The sequence below is a fragment of the Vibrio sp. 10N.261.51.C6 genome (assembly GCF_041471785.1).
GTDB classification, from domain to species: domain Bacteria; phylum Pseudomonadota; class Gammaproteobacteria; order Enterobacterales; family Vibrionaceae; genus Vibrio; species Vibrio crassostreae_C.
Genome location: NZ_JBFRPB010000039.1, coordinates 54,579 through 72,957, shown reverse-complemented (window position 1 = coordinate 72,957; position 18,379 = coordinate 54,579). Strand labels below are relative to the sequence as shown.

Annotated in this window: 18 protein-coding genes; 5 read left to right on the top strand and 13 right to left on the bottom strand. The window is 45.2% G+C overall.

Annotation, left to right across the window (positions count from 1 at the left end; all coding sequences use genetic code 11):
• Nucleotides 1-103: 103 nt before the first annotated feature.
• Nucleotides 104-598 (bottom strand): DUF2780 domain-containing protein, encoded by a 495-nt coding sequence (locus AB4375_RS11070; RefSeq protein ID WP_372051572.1) that lies wholly within the window; start codon nt 596-598, stop codon nt 104-106.
• A 134-nt stretch (nt 599-732) separates the two neighbouring features.
• Nucleotides 733-1,353, bottom strand: a complete 621-nt coding sequence (locus tag AB4375_RS11065; RefSeq protein WP_008220519.1) for an FKBP-type peptidyl-prolyl cis-trans isomerase — start codon at nt 1,351-1,353, stop codon at nt 733-735.
• 213 nt (nt 1,354-1,566) lie between these two features.
• Here AB4375_RS11065 and AB4375_RS11060 point away from each other — a divergent pair, with 213 nt between their 5' ends.
• Entirely contained in the window at nt 1,567-2,151 is a 585-nt protein-coding gene (locus AB4375_RS11060; protein ID WP_017058876.1) for a LysM-like peptidoglycan-binding domain-containing protein, read from the top strand.
• Nucleotides 2,152-2,210: 59 nt separating this feature from the next.
• On the opposite strand, the gene AB4375_RS11055 is transcribed toward AB4375_RS11060, so the two are convergent.
• The 10 genes from AB4375_RS11055 to AB4375_RS11010 form a co-directional block, all read right to left on the bottom strand.
• The gene (locus AB4375_RS11055; RefSeq protein ID WP_017058877.1) at nt 2,211-3,059 is read right to left on the bottom strand and encodes a DMT family transporter; all 849 of its coding nucleotides are present in this window, start codon (nt 3,057-3,059) and stop codon (nt 2,211-2,213) included.
• Complete coding sequence (locus AB4375_RS11050; RefSeq protein WP_017058878.1) at nt 3,059-3,511, bottom strand: GNAT family N-acetyltransferase; 453 nt, start codon at nt 3,509-3,511, stop codon at nt 3,059-3,061. The genes AB4375_RS11055 and AB4375_RS11050 overlap by 1 nt, the downstream gene beginning before the upstream one ends.
• A gap of 57 nt (nt 3,512-3,568) precedes the next feature.
• Complete coding sequence (locus tag AB4375_RS11045) at nt 3,569-4,135, bottom strand: Crp/Fnr family transcriptional regulator (protein ID WP_372051571.1); 567 nt, start codon at nt 4,133-4,135, stop codon at nt 3,569-3,571.
• Between the two features lie 71 nt (nt 4,136-4,206).
• Nucleotides 4,207-5,961 carry a lysophospholipid acyltransferase family protein gene (locus AB4375_RS11040; RefSeq protein ID WP_372051569.1) on the bottom strand — a complete coding sequence of 585 codons (1,755 nt, stop codon included), beginning with the start codon at nt 5,959-5,961 and terminating at the stop codon, nt 4,207-4,209.
• Nucleotides 5,962-5,973: 12 nt separating this feature from the next.
• Nucleotides 5,974-6,411: a YHS domain-containing (seleno)protein gene (locus tag AB4375_RS11035; protein WP_372051568.1), complete on the bottom strand. Its 438-nt coding sequence runs from the start codon at nt 6,409-6,411 to the stop codon at nt 5,974-5,976.
• A 12-nt stretch (nt 6,412-6,423) separates the two neighbouring features.
• Nucleotides 6,424-7,173 carry an NRDE family protein gene (locus AB4375_RS11030; RefSeq protein ID WP_372051566.1) on the bottom strand — a complete coding sequence of 250 codons (750 nt, stop codon included), beginning with the start codon at nt 7,171-7,173 and terminating at the stop codon, nt 6,424-6,426.
• Nucleotides 7,174-7,175: 2 nt separating this feature from the next.
• Nucleotides 7,176-7,718 carry a hypothetical protein gene (locus tag AB4375_RS11025; protein ID WP_017083769.1) on the bottom strand — a complete coding sequence of 181 codons (543 nt, stop codon included), beginning with the start codon at nt 7,716-7,718 and terminating at the stop codon, nt 7,176-7,178.
• A 19-nt stretch (nt 7,719-7,737) separates the two neighbouring features.
• Nucleotides 7,738-8,871 (bottom strand): D-alanine--D-alanine ligase, encoded by a 1,134-nt coding sequence (locus AB4375_RS11020; protein ID WP_372051565.1) that lies wholly within the window; start codon nt 8,869-8,871, stop codon nt 7,738-7,740.
• Complete coding sequence (locus tag AB4375_RS11015; protein WP_017100018.1) at nt 8,868-9,455, bottom strand: DedA family protein; 588 nt, start codon at nt 9,453-9,455, stop codon at nt 8,868-8,870. Before AB4375_RS11015 ends, AB4375_RS11020 begins: the two co-directional genes overlap by 4 nt.
• A gap of 327 nt (nt 9,456-9,782) precedes the next feature.
• Entirely contained in the window at nt 9,783-11,759 is a 1,977-nt protein-coding gene (locus AB4375_RS11010; protein WP_017069395.1) for a bifunctional 2',3'-cyclic-nucleotide 2'-phosphodiesterase/3'-nucleotidase, read from the bottom strand.
• A gap of 414 nt (nt 11,760-12,173) precedes the next feature.
• On the opposite strand from AB4375_RS11010, the gene cysD reads away from it, so the two are divergent.
• The 4 genes from cysD to cysC all read left to right on the top strand — a co-directional run bounded on the left by cysD (nt 12,174) and on the right by cysC (nt 17,002).
• Nucleotides 12,174-13,118: a sulfate adenylyltransferase subunit CysD gene (cysD, locus tag AB4375_RS11005; RefSeq protein WP_226088532.1), complete on the top strand. Its 945-nt coding sequence runs from the start codon at nt 12,174-12,176 to the stop codon at nt 13,116-13,118.
• An 18-nt stretch (nt 13,119-13,136) separates the two neighbouring features.
• Entirely contained in the window at nt 13,137-14,567 is a 1,431-nt protein-coding gene (gene cysN / locus AB4375_RS11000) for a sulfate adenylyltransferase subunit CysN (RefSeq protein WP_017058887.1), read from the top strand.
• Nucleotides 14,568-14,632: 65 nt separating this feature from the next.
• Entirely contained in the window at nt 14,633-16,357 is a 1,725-nt protein-coding gene (locus tag AB4375_RS10995; protein ID WP_017067554.1) for an SLC13 family permease, read from the top strand.
• A 24-nt stretch (nt 16,358-16,381) separates the two neighbouring features.
• Nucleotides 16,382-17,002, top strand: coding sequence for an adenylyl-sulfate kinase (gene cysC, locus AB4375_RS10990; protein WP_372051564.1), 621 nt, complete (start codon nt 16,382-16,384; stop codon nt 17,000-17,002).
• Between the two features lie 163 nt (nt 17,003-17,165).
• Here cysC and AB4375_RS10985 read toward each other — a convergent pair whose 3' ends face one another.
• The gene (locus AB4375_RS10985; protein ID WP_017069397.1) at nt 17,166-18,074 is read right to left on the bottom strand and encodes a TIGR03899 family protein; all 909 of its coding nucleotides are present in this window, start codon (nt 18,072-18,074) and stop codon (nt 17,166-17,168) included.
• Between the last annotated feature and the right edge of the window lie 305 nt (nt 18,075-18,379).

Here is an 18,379-nt window from a genome sequence, read left to right as displayed (position 1 = left end):
TCGTATCTCGTATCTCGTATCTCAAATATCTTTTCTTCCACGCACAAAAAAGAGCACCGAAGTGCCCTTATTAGATTTTAAGCTAGCTATTAATAACTAACGATTATTGCCATATAGCTGAAAGTGAATCCATCAGGCCGCTCGTTGCACCTTGTGACTGCAGTGCTTGAAGAATGATGGGTGCAAATGTTGTAACCATTGATGGATCCATACCTAATCCAGAAAACGCACTTTCAACGGCACCTTGTGAGCTTAGTAGCGATGATAGACCAGTAGACTCAAGGCTCGACATACCCGGAATAAGTGTCGCGAGTTCTTTGTTGTCGGCTGTGCCAAGAGAGTTTTGTGCAAGGGCTAACATTGAACCAATACCGCCAACTGCTTGGTCGCTGGTAACAGAAGCTTGGTCAGCTACCGTATCCACAAGCGGTGTTGTTTCGTTCTGCTGAGACCACATACTCACAGCAGCCATCAGTGCAGTTTGGGATAGTTGGGAATAGTTGGTATCTGATGATGAACTGGTTTGTTCAGAGTCGCTAGTGCTAGCGCAAGAGACAACAGCAAGGCTGCTTAAAACTGTGATGAGTACTTTCTTCATTATTCGTCCTTAAGTAATAAAGTAATTTACTCTTTCACTATAAACGAAAAACGGCGATGTAGTCACATCGCCGTTGGATTATTTCAATTTTATTTACCTATAGTATTTTGTTTTACTAAAGGTTTTTATAAAAATTAAAGAATTGCTAGAAGTTCTACTTCAAATACTAGAGCAGCAAATGGTGGGATTGCAGCACCTGCGCCACGCTCACCGTATGCTAGATCTTGAGGGATGTATAGCTTCCACTTAGAGCCAACAGGCATCATTTGTAGAGCTTGTACCCAACCTTGAATTACGCCAGTTACTGGGAATTCAGCAGGTTGACCGCGAGATACAGAGCTGTCGAAAACAGTACCGTCAGTTAGTTCGCCGTGGTAGTGAACACGTACTTGCTTGTCTGCAGTTGGGATTTCGCCAGTACCTTCAGTTAGTACTTCGTACTGAAGACCAGACTCAAGAACCGTTACTTCTGAACGAAGAGCGTTGTCAGCTAGGAAAGCTTCGCCGTCAGCAGCAGCAGCTTTAGCTAGTTCTTGACGTGCAGCTTCACCACGAGTGTGTAGCTCTTGTAGTGCGTTGTTGATTTCGTCAACTTCGATAGCTGGCATGTCGCCAACTAGAGCTGTTGCGATACCAGCAGCGATTGCGTCAACGTTTAGGCCTTCAAGACCAGAACCAGCAAGTTGTTGGCCCATTTGTAGACCGATACCGTAGCTAGCTTTTTGCTCTACAGTTTCAAATTTTACTTCAGACATGAAAAGTCACTCTTTTTGTCAGTACGAAAAGGGTAAGAATACCAGTATTAGCAGCGTGAAGAAACGGCTAGTCCCTGATCACTTGCGCTTTACCGTGCCCAAATCACAGCCATGTCAATTTTCTCGCTTTGGGCCTTGTTGTGACGGAAAGATCTATACTGTTGGTACTTTGGTTTTTATACTGTAGTTATTCAATGTATAGGACGCAGTGGTATGAATCGTCGTCAAAAGAAAAAACAGAAAGTTGACCACTTAGCAGAATTCAAGGATCGACTGAATCAGGTCAAAGAGAAATTGAGTTCGATCGATGTGAAGAAAATGAAAACCTCGACAGCGCAAACTTGGGGTTCATTGCCGAAGTTACACCAAAGACTGTTGATGGTGATTTCTCCGATCGTACTGATATTACTTTTTGTGCCGCTACCAGAACCTAAAGTAGACACAGCTCCAACAACATCGCGCGTTGAGCTTGAAATAAACACCGTCGGCTTAAGCGAACAGCAAAATGCCAAGAACGGCTCATTAGAACCGAGTAACAAAAATTGGCAGGAGTACCTTGTTAAGCAAGGGGATACGTTAGCGCAGGTTTTTCGAAACAACGATTTGCCATTGTCTGACTTGAATGCGTTAGTGCGAATTGAAGGTGCAGATAAGCCGCTCAGTCAGATTCGTAAAGGCCAGCTGGTTCGTTTCAAACTTGCTGAAACTGGGCAGTTGGACATTCTTCAGCTAGAGAAAGGCGACACTTCGGTGATGTTCTTCCGCTTATCCGATGGTGGCTTTGGTCGCAGTAAGTAGACGAATAGTGAGCCTGAGTTAAAGCGCTTCACCAGACACAGATAAACGATAGAAAAGAGCTAAGCATTAGCTCTTTTTTTTGGTCGCTTGAAAGGGGCGAGTGGCAAGATGATAAGCATGATTCCGATAAAGGTTAATGTATCCGGAATCTCATCGAACCATATTGCACCTATTAGCGCGACAAACACCAATCCTGAATACTCAGCCAAGGCAATTTGGCTAGAGTGTGCTTTTTGATAGGCAGCAACCGCAAGGCCGTTGTAACTTAAGATTAGCGTCGCACTCAGGGCTATGTATCCCAAATGCTCCACAGACACCGGCTGCCAGTATAAGAAGCACAGTACTAATGAGGCTGGAATAGAGAATAAGGTTGTCCACCACAGCGTAGTGACCACCGTTTGCTCACTAGGAAGCTTTCTTACGAGTACATTAAATAGTGCTAGGGTGAGTGCTGTCCCCAAAGCAAATAGTGCCGCCCAATGAAATTGTGATGGCCTCAAGACAATCAATGCACCAATAAAACCTATGGTTGTGCCGATCACCTTGCCGAGTGCCGGTTGCTCTTTCAATAGCAACATTGAGAGCGGCAACATCAGTAAAGGCGCGACATAAAATACTGCGTTGGCGGTTGCCAAAGACAAGTGAGTGATCGCGACCACCATGCACCCACTGCCGATCAGAATTAACTGACCTCGAATGAAGGTTACCTTAGCCTGCTGTAAGCGCCGTTGTTCTTTTTTCTGCTGTAGCCACAAAGGGGTGATGATGAGCAGAGATATCAACTGTCGGAAAAAAATATACTGTAAGGGCGGTACTTCGCCATTTAACAGCTTTACCGCTACGTCGGAAAGCGAGGCAAACAAGTTACCTGCAACCAACAATAGAATACCGGCAGTGATATTCGTCATTATTTTTCTAATCTCATGTCTATATGAGGAATGTCATCTTCGAGGTACATATCCGAGATGGTGTTGAAGCCGTGGCTCGCATAGAAGTTTTCTAGGTGTTGCTGCGCGCCAATATCAATGGCCGTATTTGGCCAAAGAGCCTCGCAGCGTGTTAATGCTTCTTTGATTAATTGATGCCCCAAGCCACCACCTCTTGCCGATTGCTTGGTTGCGACTCGACCGATGCTGGTGTTGTCGTAAGAGGTACCTGGTGGTAATAAACGTGCACACGCTACCAACTCTTCATCAGCATAGCCAAGCAGGTGCTCAACACCCGCGAGTGTATCTTTACCGTCCAGCTCTGGATAAGGACAAGTCTGCTCGACCACAAATACATCGACTCTTAATTTAAGTAGTTGATAAAGCTGTTGTGTTGAGAGTTCAGAAAAAGGAATTGAGTGCCAAGTGATCATGTTTACATCCAGAGATTATCGATGCTCTGAATGTACTATGCGCGATGATTGTTGGCATTAACTATTGTTAATTCGACCTTTAATTCTGCTCAGGCTGATTGCGGTTATTCCTAGGTAGGCTGCAATTTGATTGTCGTTCAAGCGCTGCTCAAGGTCGGGATAGTGCTCGCAGAACAGCTGATAGCGTTGCTCTGGTGTATAGAGCAGCATGAAGCGTTCTTTGTTTTCCTTATGCATCAGCTGTGTTTCTAACAGCTTTAAATACAAAGGATTATTTGATGCACGCCACTCGATAACCGCATTCATTGGCAGCTCTAACATGGTGATGGGAGTCAGCGTTTCTAATAGGTAAGGGGACGCTTGGCTTTTTATCAGACTCTCAAAGCCGATGATCCAATCTTGTTCCCAATAGAACTCTTTACTGTATTGCTTACCATCATCAGTGAGGTAGCAGGCATGGCACAAGCCTTCAAGTACAAAGTAGATTGAACTCGCCATCTCACCTTGATTGATCAAGATGTGTCTGGTTGGCAGCTCAAGTGGCTTGGCGACAGCGAGTAGAGATTCAATCTGGCTTTCAGAGAAGTCGAAGCTTTGCAGTTGTTCGATAAAAGAGGTGTGCATGAAAATAACCTAACCCAAATAAGTGCCGAAATCATCGCACTTATTTGGAGAGAGGTACAGAGCAGGATAAATCAGAGGCGTGCGTGTTGCTCTAGGTAATCTTGAGCAAGTTCTCTGCCCATGTATTTACCTAAGGTCTTCAATGGAACCTTCTTAAGGTTCACGACAATCAAACCATCTAAGGCATCATTAAATGATGGGTCGACGTTAAAACACACCAGTTTCCCGTTCATCCCTAGGTATTGGCGCAATAATACCGGTAAGCCTTTTCCTTGTTCCATCCGTGCTAATACTTTTGAAAGTAGGGGCACACTCGCCAGTGACGATAATAGATGATTCTGCCAGAACACATGACTGCTGGTATTGAGTGGTGACGAAGGTGAAACCAAGTTCGCCTTTTCCTCATCGTAGTGATGGATTGATAAGGTGGTCGCGATCAACAGACGCGCATTGTGGCTGTAATCATTACTGATACTGACTGGGCCGAACAGATGGGTATATTGAGGGTGACGAGAAACAAAAGTCGCAATGCCTTTCCACAATAGTAACAGTGAGTTCAGGCTCTTTTGGTAAGGTTTACTTACTACCGATCGCCCAAGCTCAATGCTGTTTTCTAGAGTATCAATGAATTCTTGGTTGTAGTTAAACAGGCTACGAGAGTAGAGCTGATCAAGCCCGTGCTCAGCGATGAGTTTGTCGACCATACCGAGTCGATACGCCCCGACCAGTTCTGCCTTGGTTTTATTCCACACAAACAGTTGATGGTAGTAAAGGTCATACTCATCTAAATCACAGGCCAGCCCGCTGCCTTCTCCGACTTCTCTAAAGCTTTCTTCTCTTACTCGACCAATCTCGCGCATTAAGTTAGGAATGGATTGGCTAGGCGTGCAGTAGACCTCAAAGTTCCCTTGCTCGAGCAGTTTCATCTCTTCAGGGAGTGAGTCTATCTCTATTGATAAGACTTCTGGTTGAATAGGCGCTATCACTTGGGTATCGAAAGAGGGCGCGTGGATTGGCGTGTTCGGACTATCTTGTTGACTCATTAGATAGGTATTAAGTCGTAGGTAGTTGACGATATCCATCTCTTTTTCAAAAGATTTTATCTCTGAATACGGAATCGATGAGCCAATCGAGATAGAGATAGTTGTCGCTTGTTTATTAAGAAGTTCACGCCCGAGTAGAGCGGTTCTCAACAGTGGATGAACACGACCCGCTTGATAGAAAAGCTCACTGTTCTTGCCATTGATAAAGATAGGTACCGTGGTGGCTTGGTGACGTTTGACGAATTTCGCTACCGACTTGCTCCACTCGATGTCTGTCAGTGTTTTTGCCCCTTTACGGTAGCTTGATACTTCACCTGCTGGGAATACAATCAATAGTCCACCATCAGCCAAATGACGATTGGCATCTCGAATCGCTTTGGCATTGGTGCGTTTCGATTCTTTACTGTTAAAGACATCGACACCGATGAAAAGATCATCCAGTTCAGGCAGGCGCTTAAGTAACTCATTGGCCAGCACCTTCACATCCTTTCTTACTGATCCTACGAGATCGGCAAGGATCACGCCTTCGATGGCGCCAAGCGGGTGGTTCGCCACAATCACGACAGGCCCTTCTTCCGGGATGTTTTCCGTGCTTCCCGATGCAACCGAGTAGTCGATATTGAGCGCCGACAGAGTGTAATTCATGAATTCGAAGCTAGATAACTCGTTTTTACGATCTTGGTAGAGTCGGTCTAGCTTAGATAGCCCAGTTGCCCACTCGACAACAGACTCACCTAAACCAAAAGGCGTGTAACGTGGTAAACGAAAAGGACTATCAATCATAATGAAATTACCTTACTTAATCAGTTGCGGCCAAACTTTATCGGCTTGTTGAATATGCTGTGCTTGGTCTTGTTCCCAGCGCTGCTTAATCTCTTGGTCGTAGTTAAGATAAAGTTTGTCATCAACTATGGTCCAATACTGTGGGTCACCCGGTGCAAAGTCACTTTTCGCTGATACAGCCCAAGCGCAATAGCCACCATATTGAGGGGCATATTTTTCAGGATTATTAACAAATAAAGTCAGATTCTTTTCAGAAGAGAAATACCAATCCGCGCCTTTGTACTCAGTGCTGAATTTTTTACTGCCTTCAATGGGCTTACCGGAAGTGAAATACGCGACGGTATCGTAGCCATCGAGCGCCTTACTGCTAAAGAAGCCAGTGTAGATTTCATCGGCAGCAAATACGTACGGGCTAACAAGTAGCAGAACCATGGTGAATAGTTTTCTCATGATGGACTCCATCTATAGATTGATTGCGGGTGATAAATCAAAGGTAAAGCGCTGCTGATTTATCTGGCATGGTTTAATGGGTTCGCATGGTGAGCCGGGTGCATAAAACATAGAGGCTTGGCCATGCAGATTACGTAAGTGTGTAAAGCTCACTGTATGTGCGTCTTCGCGATGCATACAGGTTGCTAAATGAGGTTGTTCGTTGTGATGGTGAGAGTGAAACTTAAGTAAGTTCTGTTGATTCTTACCTGTTGCCATAAGCTGATCGTATTTTGCTTGTCGGTAAGCTTGCACTCGCTCTAAATCAACACCGGATGAGAAGAGTGGAGAATCGGTGTCGACTATTTGCTGTTGAATACCATCCCACATGTAGGCGATAACCAGACCATTGTGTTGGGTTAGATTGGGCGCGAAAGCCAGCAAGGTAAATGGGACAAAAGAGTGTAGATCTAGCTTGTGAAATGCTTCAGAGAGCTGACTGATATTACGACTCGATGATAGATTCTTGAGTAGCAAACCACGGCTGACTAAAGGTCCAACAGGCACTATACCTTGATAGTTATTGAGTAGGCATAGCGAAAGCCCGAACTCATTGATACTGATCCAGCTACCACCGCCAGTTGGGTCGAGTGGCATGATGATATCGACACCGTTGACTCGATACTGTTTAGGTGGCATTGCTAGTGCTCGCGTCTTTTGTTCGTCACGGTTAAAAAAGACCTGATAACCATTTTCTTCAAGCAGCCAAGATACTGAACACATGATTATTGCTCCCTCAGATAGCTGCTGGTGGTTGGGGCATAACCAAAGGTATTGCATGTTTCGACGTCTAGGAAGGTGGTGATCACCTTGATCATCGCGTAGTGATGATTGGCATGCAGAGCAGCAAAGGTGACCTCTCTTTCTAACGTAGAAGGCAGGCTGGCGAATACTTGTGTATCCATTGAAACTTCGGTTTGGATCATGATAGGCGCTTCGAGATCTCTGCGGTCTAGTCGTTCAAGCCAGTTGATCACATAATGGATCTCTTTTACTGCAATTGAGCGGTCGTATTCGACGGGATGACCACGACGGCGAGTGTTGTAATCAACGGTCGCATTCTCTTTTAAAATTAAAGCGTGAAAAAGATCGAGCGTGTGACGAGTATGCTCACCAATAGAGCTTGTGACGTGCGGCTTTGCTCGTGTCAGATAGTCGCTGTCAGATATCGCTAACAAAAACTCTAGACCCTGATTCAATATTTCTACCGCTCCCTTGATACTAGGAGAGAAAGAAGTGAGGGCGCTCGGTTGGGCTATGGGGTTCATTCATGGTCCTCGTACAAAGTTAGTCAGTGGTCGGATATTGTTGAACAAGGCGTCGCTCTTCTTGCCACGCAGCGAATAAGCTTTTGAAAGAAGGAGTCTTATGGCCTCGTTGTTTTTGCTGAGCGCCAATATCAAAAAGAATGCGGTATTGCAGTAGTAGCGTAGAAAATATCTCTCGCAGCGGTGTGTTGCGATCCCAGATATGCCCAGCCTCACTGCTTGCGCCATTGACCTCAAGGATCGTGAAATCCTCGCCGTTCATTAGGCTGTGCATGTCCTTAAACTTGACGTCGAGTCGGCCAAAATGAAAACCATCGAAGTCATCGAATATCTCGTCTAAACGTTCAGTTAAAGCCCGAGTGATGTATTGATTGCCATCGCGGAAGATGCAGCCACGGCTATGGCTACCTGCGAACGCGAGTTGGAACTCTTCGCCCTCTGCGAGCACGTGATCCAATTTATCTTCATGCCTTGGTAGATACAGGTGACTGAGCTGCCCAGCGCGCGGGCTGTTTTCAATTAACTGCTTGAGTGTCGACTTGCCATCACCCATCACCATTGGCGCATATTTGAGTGTGATCGAGATGATCTCACCTTGCTTTTTATTTGGGTAACGAACGTAGAAAACACCCGCTTCGGCTTGATAAGGCGCCTTTTTCTGCAGTAGAAAGCGAGCATTATTTGGGAAAGATTCAACATACTGCTCAAGTTGATCTTGTGTGTTGATCAGCTTAACTCCGACACCTCGACAGCCAAGATCCGGCTTAGCCACGATAGGGAAATCAAGATCCGTTTGTATGAGTGCGCTGCGTGCGTCTTCGGCTTGTTTTTTACTGCTGAGATCCGTTTTGGTTAGGGTGATAAACGGTGAGATCCAACGCTGACTTGAAGATCCGGCAAGGCTTAATATCTCGTGTTTTGATTCGCCTACCATACCGCTTAACTTGATGCTTGGGTTGGCGATGAGCGGCAGTGCCCAGTCAAAGTGCCGTAACCCTTGCATCAGGCTTTGAATCACCACTGGCGTGTAGAAGAACCAAGTTGGAAGAAACTCATAAGGAGAGACGCTGCGCACGGTATCTTTTTCAAGCAAAGGCATGCCTGCATTAATTTGATGTGCTGGAATGATGCGAATATCTTGCGGTGAACTCATGATAATCCTCTAGAGTAGGTTCTATTCATTAATCGATTGCCGATAAACAGCAAAGCGATGGCACACGGGATGATGATCCATTGATATTCAGAGGCTTGCAGCCACGCTGATGTCCCTAAATAGTAGATGGCAGAGAAGACAATGCCAGTCCAGAGCGCAGTGGCACTAATCACGGCAAACAAGAAAGTAGGCAGTGGGATGGCGAAAAAGCCACTTAAGGTAAAGCCGACGGTACGAAGCCCGGGAATAAAGCGGATAACAAAAAGGCTGCTGAATGCGTTCTGACGTAATTTGGTACGAAGCGAACGAAAGTACTTATTAGTGAGGGCTTTATATCGAACACCTCGGAAGTAACGTCCTGATTTACCCAGGTAATAAAGACCGAGATCACCCGTGGCAATACCGATGAAAATAGCAAGCAGCGCATATTGAGGAAGTATTAGACCTTGAGTCGCGATACCTGCCGCCGTAACAATCGCAAGATCTTCAAGCAGATAAGAAAGCGCGATGATGCCAAGCATCAGCCATAGCAGCGACTCCTCCCCTGAATGTAACCATGCTTGAATGCTCTCGACGGTGCTCATTAAATGTCCTTATCTATCCTATAGATGAATGGCTTAACCACCATTCATTGAGTGTAGTAAATTAAATAGACAGGAGGAGCAGATAAAAACTTACAGCTGATTAGTGTTTTTTTGTGTTGGATTCATTCAATTGGTGGTTTGAGTCGTGCTGTTTGACTGCTGTTTGACTGCTGTTTTGAAGCTGAAGGCGTGGCATTTGGAAGCGGGTTGAACGAGAGTTTGTCGTTCGAAAATTAGGGCTTTGGGCTGAACATTTAGAAGAAAAGAAAAAGGCTGAGTCGTAAAACTCAGCCTTTCAGAACGTTAACTATGGATTACTTAAGCAATCTATTTAGTTAGGTCAATCTGGTAAACAGCAAAACCAACATCGTCAGTCGCAACACGTTTCATCGGGTATTGACCTTTCTCTTTAATGAACTCTGCTGCTTTGTCGCTTGGAGATGTTTCAAAGCGGATATCTAGCTTGTTATCCGTTTTGATTGGTGCAAATGACCAATTGTTATCTGCGCTTGGGCTCACTTGACCTTGTTCTTTGCTTACGCGAGAGATGTAGTTTGCAAGAACAGTACGGTTCTCATCTGGTGCATCAAATGCGATGAAGTCTTCACCTGTGCCTGGGAACTTAGCGCTGTATGCACGGTAGTTGTTGGTTGCGATCAGGAAGTCTTGCTTCATGTCGATTGGCTTACCTTGGTAAGTTAGGCCAACAATACGCTGTGAGTCAGGGTTAACGACTTTACAGTTTGCATCGTATTTCGCAGGTTGAGTTACGTCGATTTGGTAATCAACACCGTCGATAACATCGAAGTTGTAAGTGCGGAAGTTATCCCACTCGATCAACTGTTGTGGTGCTGTTGAGTTAACATCAACTTGGTTGAATTGACCAGCAGAACACTCAAGCCACTCTTTTACTTCGTGACCTGTTACCTTCATCGCAACTAGCGTGTTCGGGTAAAGGTACAAGTCAGCTGCGTTACGGAAGGTTAGTTGACCAGATTCAACTTCAGTGAAGTTCGCTGGGTCATTCTTACGGCCACCGGCCTTGAATGGTGCAGCTGCTGAAAGTACTGGCGTACCATCTAGGTCTGGGTCACCTTGGATGAATTGCTCAACGTAATCTTTCTGTGCAAGGTTAACGATTTGAACTGTTGGATCGTCTTGTACTAGAGACAAGAAGCTGTACATCACATCGTCTGCTTTACCAATCGGTTGGTTAACAAACTCACGAGTACCAGCGTGATCTTTTTCTAGTGCTGTTACGATGCCTTCATCAGCTGCAGCAAGCGATTTCTTCTCGATTTTGTCGTAGATAGGGCGTGCTTCTGATTGGCCTTTAACAACTTCCCACTTACCGTCTTTTTGTGCAAGTGTTAGATCCATAACACCAACGTGGCTACCCCAACGACCTGGCATTACTGCCGCAACGCCGTTCATTGTGCCAGTTTCGTTGTCGATGCCTTGAATGTCATCAAAACCTTTACCTGGGAAAACTGCGTGAGAGTGGCCGAATGCGATCGCATCGATGCCGTCTACTTCAGATAGGTAGAACGTTGAGTTCTCTTCGCCATTTTTGTATGGGTCAGTTGATACGCCTGAGTGAGGGATAGCAACGATAACTTCAGCGCCTTCCGCTTTCATTTGAGGCACTAACTCGTTAGCCGTCTCAATGATATCGCGAGCGATCACTTTACCTTCAAGGTTCTTCTTATCCCACGTCATGATTTGTGGTGGAACGAAACCGATGTAACCCACTTTTACTTCGTGCTCTACGCCAGCAGTATCTTCGAACGTGTGCGTCTTGATGATATAAGGCGTGAAGTAGTGTTCTTTGGTTTCTGCGTCGTAAACGTTAGCACTGATGTACGGGAAATCAGCGTCGTTGATAGATTCTTCTAGGAACTCAAGACCGTAGTTGAATTCGTGGTTACCTAGGTTTGCAGCGTCGTAACTTAGTTGGTTCATAGCTTTGTATGCAGGGTGAACTTCGCCCGCTTCGATGCCTTTGTCTGCCATGTAGTCACCCATTGGGCTACCTTGCAGCAAGTCACCGTTATCAACTAAAACGCTGTTGGTTACTTCGCTTTGAGCTTCTTTTACTAAAGTTGCAGTACGTGCTAAGCCGATTTTTTTCGATGGCTTGTCTTTGTAGTAGTCGTAATCCATTAGGTTGGTATGGATATCCGTCGTTTCTACGACACGTAATTTAATCACTTCATCGGTATCTGGTGTTGTTGTGCAGCCTGCTAAAGTCAAACCAAGACCCGCAAGTACAGCCAATGACAAAGGTTTCATTGCAACTTTCATTTTGTAGCTCCAAAGTGGATAGTAGAAAATTCGTTGCGTAATGTAACAAAACCGAATGAAACAATGATTACAACGAATGTTAATTCGTGACTTAGATCGATTACTTTATGGTGTTCTGCAAGACGCCTCCCAAAGCTGCTCAATCGACGCGCAACTGATATCGATAATATTAGTCCATTCATTTCACCTGCTTATCGGTAAATTTAATCCCTTATCAGCTTTTCGAATAAAAAATGAAATTTTAGAATTTCCAGTAATATGAGAGGCTCGTCATAATGCCTATATCAAGGACGTATCAGGCAGATGAATAGCAAGGATAGCTCAAAACGAAGCTTCTGTTTTCTTCTAGTGCCAATACTCCCATTCACTCAAGTGGATGAGTTAAATCCCATGCTTGGCAAGACCAAGTAATGAATTGCTCGTAACGCGAGCCTTAAAGGAAGCACTGAAATGGACCAAGAACGTTTAACCCACCTAAAACAGCTCGAAGCGGAAAGTATTCATATTATCCGTGAAGTAGCGGCTGAGTTTGATAACCCAGTGATGATGTACTCCATCGGAAAAGATTCTTCTGTGATGCTTCATTTAGCTCGCAAAGCGTTTTATCCAGGCAAGATTCCATTCCCGCTATTGCATGTAGATACGGATTGGAAATTCCGCGAGATGATTGAGTTTCGTGATCGTACGGCTAAAAAGTACGGCTTCGACCTTTTAGTACATAAGAACCCAGAAGGTATTGAGATGGGTTGTAGCCCATTTGTACATGGTTCTTCGAAGCACACTGACATCATGAAAACACAGGGCCTTAAGCAGGCGTTAAACAAGTATGGATTCGATGCGGCTTTTGGTGGTGCGCGTCGTGATGAAGAAAAATCTCGTGCGAAAGAACGTGTTTATTCTTTCCGTGATAAGAACCATACGTGGGATCCAAAAAACCAGCGTCCAGAGCTTTGGCACACCTACAACGGTCAGGTTAATAAGGGCGAAAGCATTCGTGTCTTCCCGCTATCTAATTGGACTGAGCTCGATATCTGGCAATACATCTATCTAGAGAGCATCGATATTGTTCCACTTTACCTTTCAGACAAACGCCCTGTAGTTGAGCGTGATGGCATGCTGATCATGGTTGATGATGACCGTATGGAGCTGCAAGAAGGTGAAGTGATTGAAGAGAAAAGCGTTCGTTTTCGTACTTTAGGCTGTTACCCATTAACCGGAGCGGTTGAATCTGAGGCGAATACGCTAACGGGCATTATTGAAGAGATGCTGGTGGCGACGTCTAGTGAGCGTCAAGGTCGAGCGATTGACCATGATCAGTCGGGCTCTATGGAGCTGAAAAAGCGCCAAGGTTATTTCTAAGAATCTAAGGAAAGAAAAATGAATAGTGCAGTAGAAGCCGAATTGGCTGAACTAGGGATTGAAGGTTATCTAAGTCAGCATCAGCATAAATCTATGCTTAGATTTTTAACTTGTGGCTCGGTAGATGACGGTAAAAGTACGCTAATCGGTCGCTTACTCCATGATACAAAACAGATTTATGAAGATCAGCTAGCGGCGGTTCACTCGGATAGCCAACGAGTGGGAACGACAGGTGAGAAACCTGATTTGGCACTGCTTGTTGATGGTCTGCAGGCAGAGCGTGAGCAAGGGATCACGATCGATGTGGCTTACCGCTACTTCTCGACTCAAAAACGTAAGTTCATTATTGCTGATACTCCTGGGCATGAGCAGTATACGCGCAACATGGCAACAGGCGCTTCAACGTGTGATCTGGCGGTGATCTTGATTGATGCTCGTAAGGGCGTTCTGGATCAAACACGTCGTCACTCGTTTATCTCTAACCTGCTTGGTTTGAAGCATTTCATCGTTGCTGTAAACAAGATGGATCTCGTGGATTACGCGCAAGATCGTTTTGAAGAAATTCGCGATGAATACCTAGAGTTTGCAGAAAACCTAGAAGGCGAAACCAATATTCAGATCTTGCCAGTATCGGCGCTTGAAGGCATCAACGTTGCTGCACCAAGTAAAGAGCTTGCATGGTTCGAAGGCCCATCTCTGCTAGAAGTGTTAGAGAACGTCGACATTGACCAAAAGCGTTCGGCAGGTGAATTCCGATTCCCAGTTCAGTACGTCAATCGTCCTAACTTAGACTTCCGCGGTTTTGCTGGCACCGTTGCCTCTGGCCGTGTCAGTGTCGGTGATGAAATCAAGGCGCTGCCGTCGGGTAAAACCTCTAAGGTTGCACGCATTGTAACTTTTGATGGTGATTTGGAGTCTGCGCAAGCGGGCTTGGCAGTAACACTGACTCTTGAAGATGAGATTGATATCAGTCGTGGTGATTTGATTGTGCTAGAAAACGCGCAGATTGAATCCACTAACCACGTATTGGCTGACATCGTGTGGATGACAGAGCAACCATTGCAACCGGGCAAAGCTTACGACATCAAGATCGCAGGCAAGAAAACCGTCGGTCAGGTTGAAACAGTTCGCCACCAATATGACATCAACAACCTGTCGACCCACGCTGTCGATGAGTTACCACTGAATGGTATTGGCTTGTGTGAATGGTCTTTGAACGAGACTGTTGCATTGGATAAATACCGTGAGAGTGCGGATACCGGTGGCTTCATCGTTATCGACCGTCTAACCAACGTGACGGTTGGTGCGGGTTTGATTCGAGACCGTTTGGACTCTGTTGAACAGCAAGTCGGTAACTTCTCTGCATTTGAACTTGAGTTCAACGCATTGGTTCGCAAACATTTCCCTCATTGGGATGCCAAAGATCTAAGCCAACTACTGAAGTCATAAACGACCAAGTAACAGCTTATTGAATCAGGCGGAAACCGATCGTTTCCGCCATAAAGGACGGGTATATGTGGCAACAAGGATTTGTATTAGCGATTTTGCTCGGCATCATTACTTGCCTGCTCGTTACCCGTATTAAGCCAAGCTTTATCTTTGCTGGCGCGGCGTTTATTGCTTTTATGGCTGGCATGATCGACTTGTCGAGCTTGGCTAATAACTTCACTAACTCCTCGTTACTGACTTTAATTCTTCTGATCCTCGCATCAAGTGCGTTGGAGAAAACTCGCTTAATCAGCTGGGTTAGCCGCAATATCTCTGAAGGTAGGCTAGGTACCGTGGTTGCGAAGTTGGGTATTTCTACAGCGTTACTTTCTTCTTTTACTAATAACACCGCGGTGGTTGTTTCTTTGATCGGGGCGATCAAACGTAATCAACAGCACGCGCCGTCTAAGTTACTTATCCCTTTGTCATACGCTGCCATCTTAGGTGGCACCCTGACATTGATCGGCACCTCTACCAATTTGATCATCAATAGTTTTGTTGAAGATGCAGGTTTACCGAGCTTAAACTTTTTCACACCTACCTTGATCGGTTTAGCGGTTTTGGTCGGTGGGGTATTGATCCTTATTCCTCTTAGCTATTTTCTACCCAGCTACGATGATGGTTCTCAAGATGATCTGCCTTACTTTCTCGAGGCGCGAGTTGAGCCAGGTTCTCCATTAGTTGGCCGTAGCGTCAGTGAAAATAATCTTAGAGCTCTTAGAAAACTGTTCTTAGCCGAAGTGATTCGAGACGGTAAAACCACCGCGTCGATTGACCCTGATTTTATTCTTCAAGCTCGCGACCGATTGCTGTTTTGTGGTGATGTAGAGAGTGTTGCAACACTGCAAGAAATCCAAGGTTTAACCCTGTTTGGTCAGCATCATTTGAATGGCCAGAGCTTTGTTGAAGTGGTGGTGAGTTCGTCGGCAAGCTTCTGTAACAAAACCCTGAAAACCAGCCAATTTAGAGATCGTTTCGATGCGGTTGTGGTTGCTATTCGTCGTGGCCATGAACGCCTAGAAGGTGGGCTAGGGAATATCACATTGACCGCTGGTGATACCTTGATTTTGGTTCCAGGTAAACGCTTTGAAGAACAGCGCCAACAACACAACAAAGAGTTTGTGTTGATGAATGACTTAGATTCGAGTGCCAAGCTTGATGCCGACAAATCGACGTTCGTGTTGCTCGGCTTTGCTAGCGTGATTGGTTTAGCCCTTATCGATGCAGTACCTATTATCAAAGGCTTAGCTGGTTTTCTACTGTTGCTGGTGGCATTTGGCGTGGTGCAACTGGGTGAGCTCCGCCGCCGTTTCCCAGTTGATATTGTGGTGATCGTGGGCTCTGCACTTTCTATTGCTCAACTGATGATTTCATCGGGTTTATCTGAGCGGATGGGGCTGATGTTTATGGAGGCGTTTAATGGCTGGGGCGTATTCGGTGCGTTAGTTGCTACCTACTTTATGACTTTGGTTTTGACAGAGCTGGTGACCAATAATGCGGCTGCAGCACTCTCATTTCCGATTGGCTACAGTATGGCAGTAGGTTATGGCGTTGACCCTATGCCGTTCATCATGGCGGTACTGTTTGGTGCCAGTGCCAGTTTTATCTCTCCATACGGCTACCAAACCAACTTACTTGTTTATAGCGTAGGTAATTACCATTTAACGGATTATCTGCGTATCGGCATTCCAATCTCGATTGTATATTCGGGCTTGGTGCTGACCCTAATTCCTTATTTTTTCCCATTTTAATGCTGTTTATTTAAAGGACTAATTATGACCGCAGTACTCAAATCCAAAGATGAGAATGTTGTGTGGCATCAACACTCGATTGATAAAACATTTCGCGCGGATCTGAAATCACAAAAGCCAGCCGTGCTCTGGTTCACGGGTTTGTCTGGTTCTGGTAAATCGACAGTCGCTGGAGCATTAGAAAATCGCTTGGCACAGCTTGGTTACCATACTTATTTATTGGATGGCGACAATGTGCGTCATGGATTATGTAGTGACCTTGGCTTCTCTGAGCAAGATCGTCGAGAGAACATCCGTCGTATTGGTGAGCTTGCTAAATTGATGGCAGATGCAGGCTTGATCGTGTTGTCAGCCTTTATTTCTCCGCATCAAGCTGAAAGGCAACTCGTGAGAGATTTATTGCCGGAAGGTGAATTTCTTGAGGTGTTCGTCAATACGCCATTAGAGGTTTGCGAACAGCGTGATCCTAAAGGTCTGTATAAGAAAGCACGTGCCGGAGAAATCCCGAACTTCACAGGTATTAGTTCAGTGTACGAAGCGCCTCTGAACCCTGAGATTGATCTACCTGCAGGTGAGAAGACACTCGATGAATTGGTCGAACTGTGTATTGATGCGTTGGAGAAGCGAAATATCTTAGACAACTGAGATCGTTGGTATGACTAAGGCTATTCAGCTGTTTATCTGTTTATTCACGACCGATAAATAGTGCAGCCTTAGTTTACCTAGACAAGAAACCTATCCTCTAGATTCTCTTTATTCCTCTCTATACTTCACTTTTTACACCGTCAATTTTAGCTCCGTCGAGTGTCTAGACGGTGTAATTTACGCTGCTTTTCACTTCTGTCTGTACTGTGAATTTCTGGCTCAATAGTGCAATCAGTTGATCGTAATACTGCGTGTTTGGCTTGTTACCGAGCAAGGTACAAAGCTCATTGCCTGTAGGGCTGAATCGGTAGTAAACCAGCTTCACGCCTTTTGATAATGGTGCCAGTGACATGCTCTTACCTTGATAGGTTAGGTGCAGGGCTGGATCGAAATCAATCTCTCCGGATTCTAATTCTGTGCCCAGAATAATCCCGAGCTCTATCAAGTGGAGCAAGCTGGAGTAGGGCAGGTTGTGCCCACCAAGGTTGATGGTGTTGGTGGTGTCCCTTTTGCCAAAGTTGAATAGCCCAGCATGAGATTTAAAGCCGAGTAAGAGCTTTCTGCTGTTATCGCTACCAAAGCTACAACCCAGTGATGCTGCCCTTTGTAGGGTTAACGCTTCTTTTGGTGTCATGTCTTTTAAGATTTGCAGTGCCTTCATCGACGTCGAGCCTGGGTTGGTGACTTCTCGTTTCAGTACTTGAGCCCATAGCCTCTGCATCGATGTATTGTGGATCTCTTGTGCCATGTCGAAGAAACGGTATAACCAGTCCTGATCCGGGTCTCCAGCCGCTTCATCCTTACATGAAGAGTGCGCCAACTTTAGAATCTGTTCTAGGTTCTTTTGGCGAAGCTCTCTACGTTTTTTCTCTCGCAATAGTGCCCGTTCGATAAGCGTACTCTCAGCTTTATCCTTTGGCTTGGCACTATGACTAATTAAGGAATCGAGGCCGAAGCTTTGTGCGATGTGCAGCATTCTGCTGGCACTGTCGGCAATATGAGGCTTTTTCTCATGCTTATGCTGTGTGTCGCTAGCATGCTCAATGATCACTGGCTGTTTGGTTTTTGACATAAGAGTACCGTTAGGAGACGACTCAAGACCAATCGTAGTAAATAATTGCTCGCTCTAGCTTGTTAAAACGCTCGATAACGGCGTTAGAACTTTTGATTGTAGAATAACTACTTATCAAAAAGCTCCGCCTTGTTCTCAAGGCTTTTTCCTACGCTATTTCTGAACACTTACTTATTGTGATTGGTATAACTGTCTAAAATGTAACTCTTTATCTTATTGGTGGCTAGATTTTGCGAGCATAGTTGAAGGTTTCAACAAAATTTTACTTTTGTTAATGATAATAAAATGTTAAATTTGTTGTAATT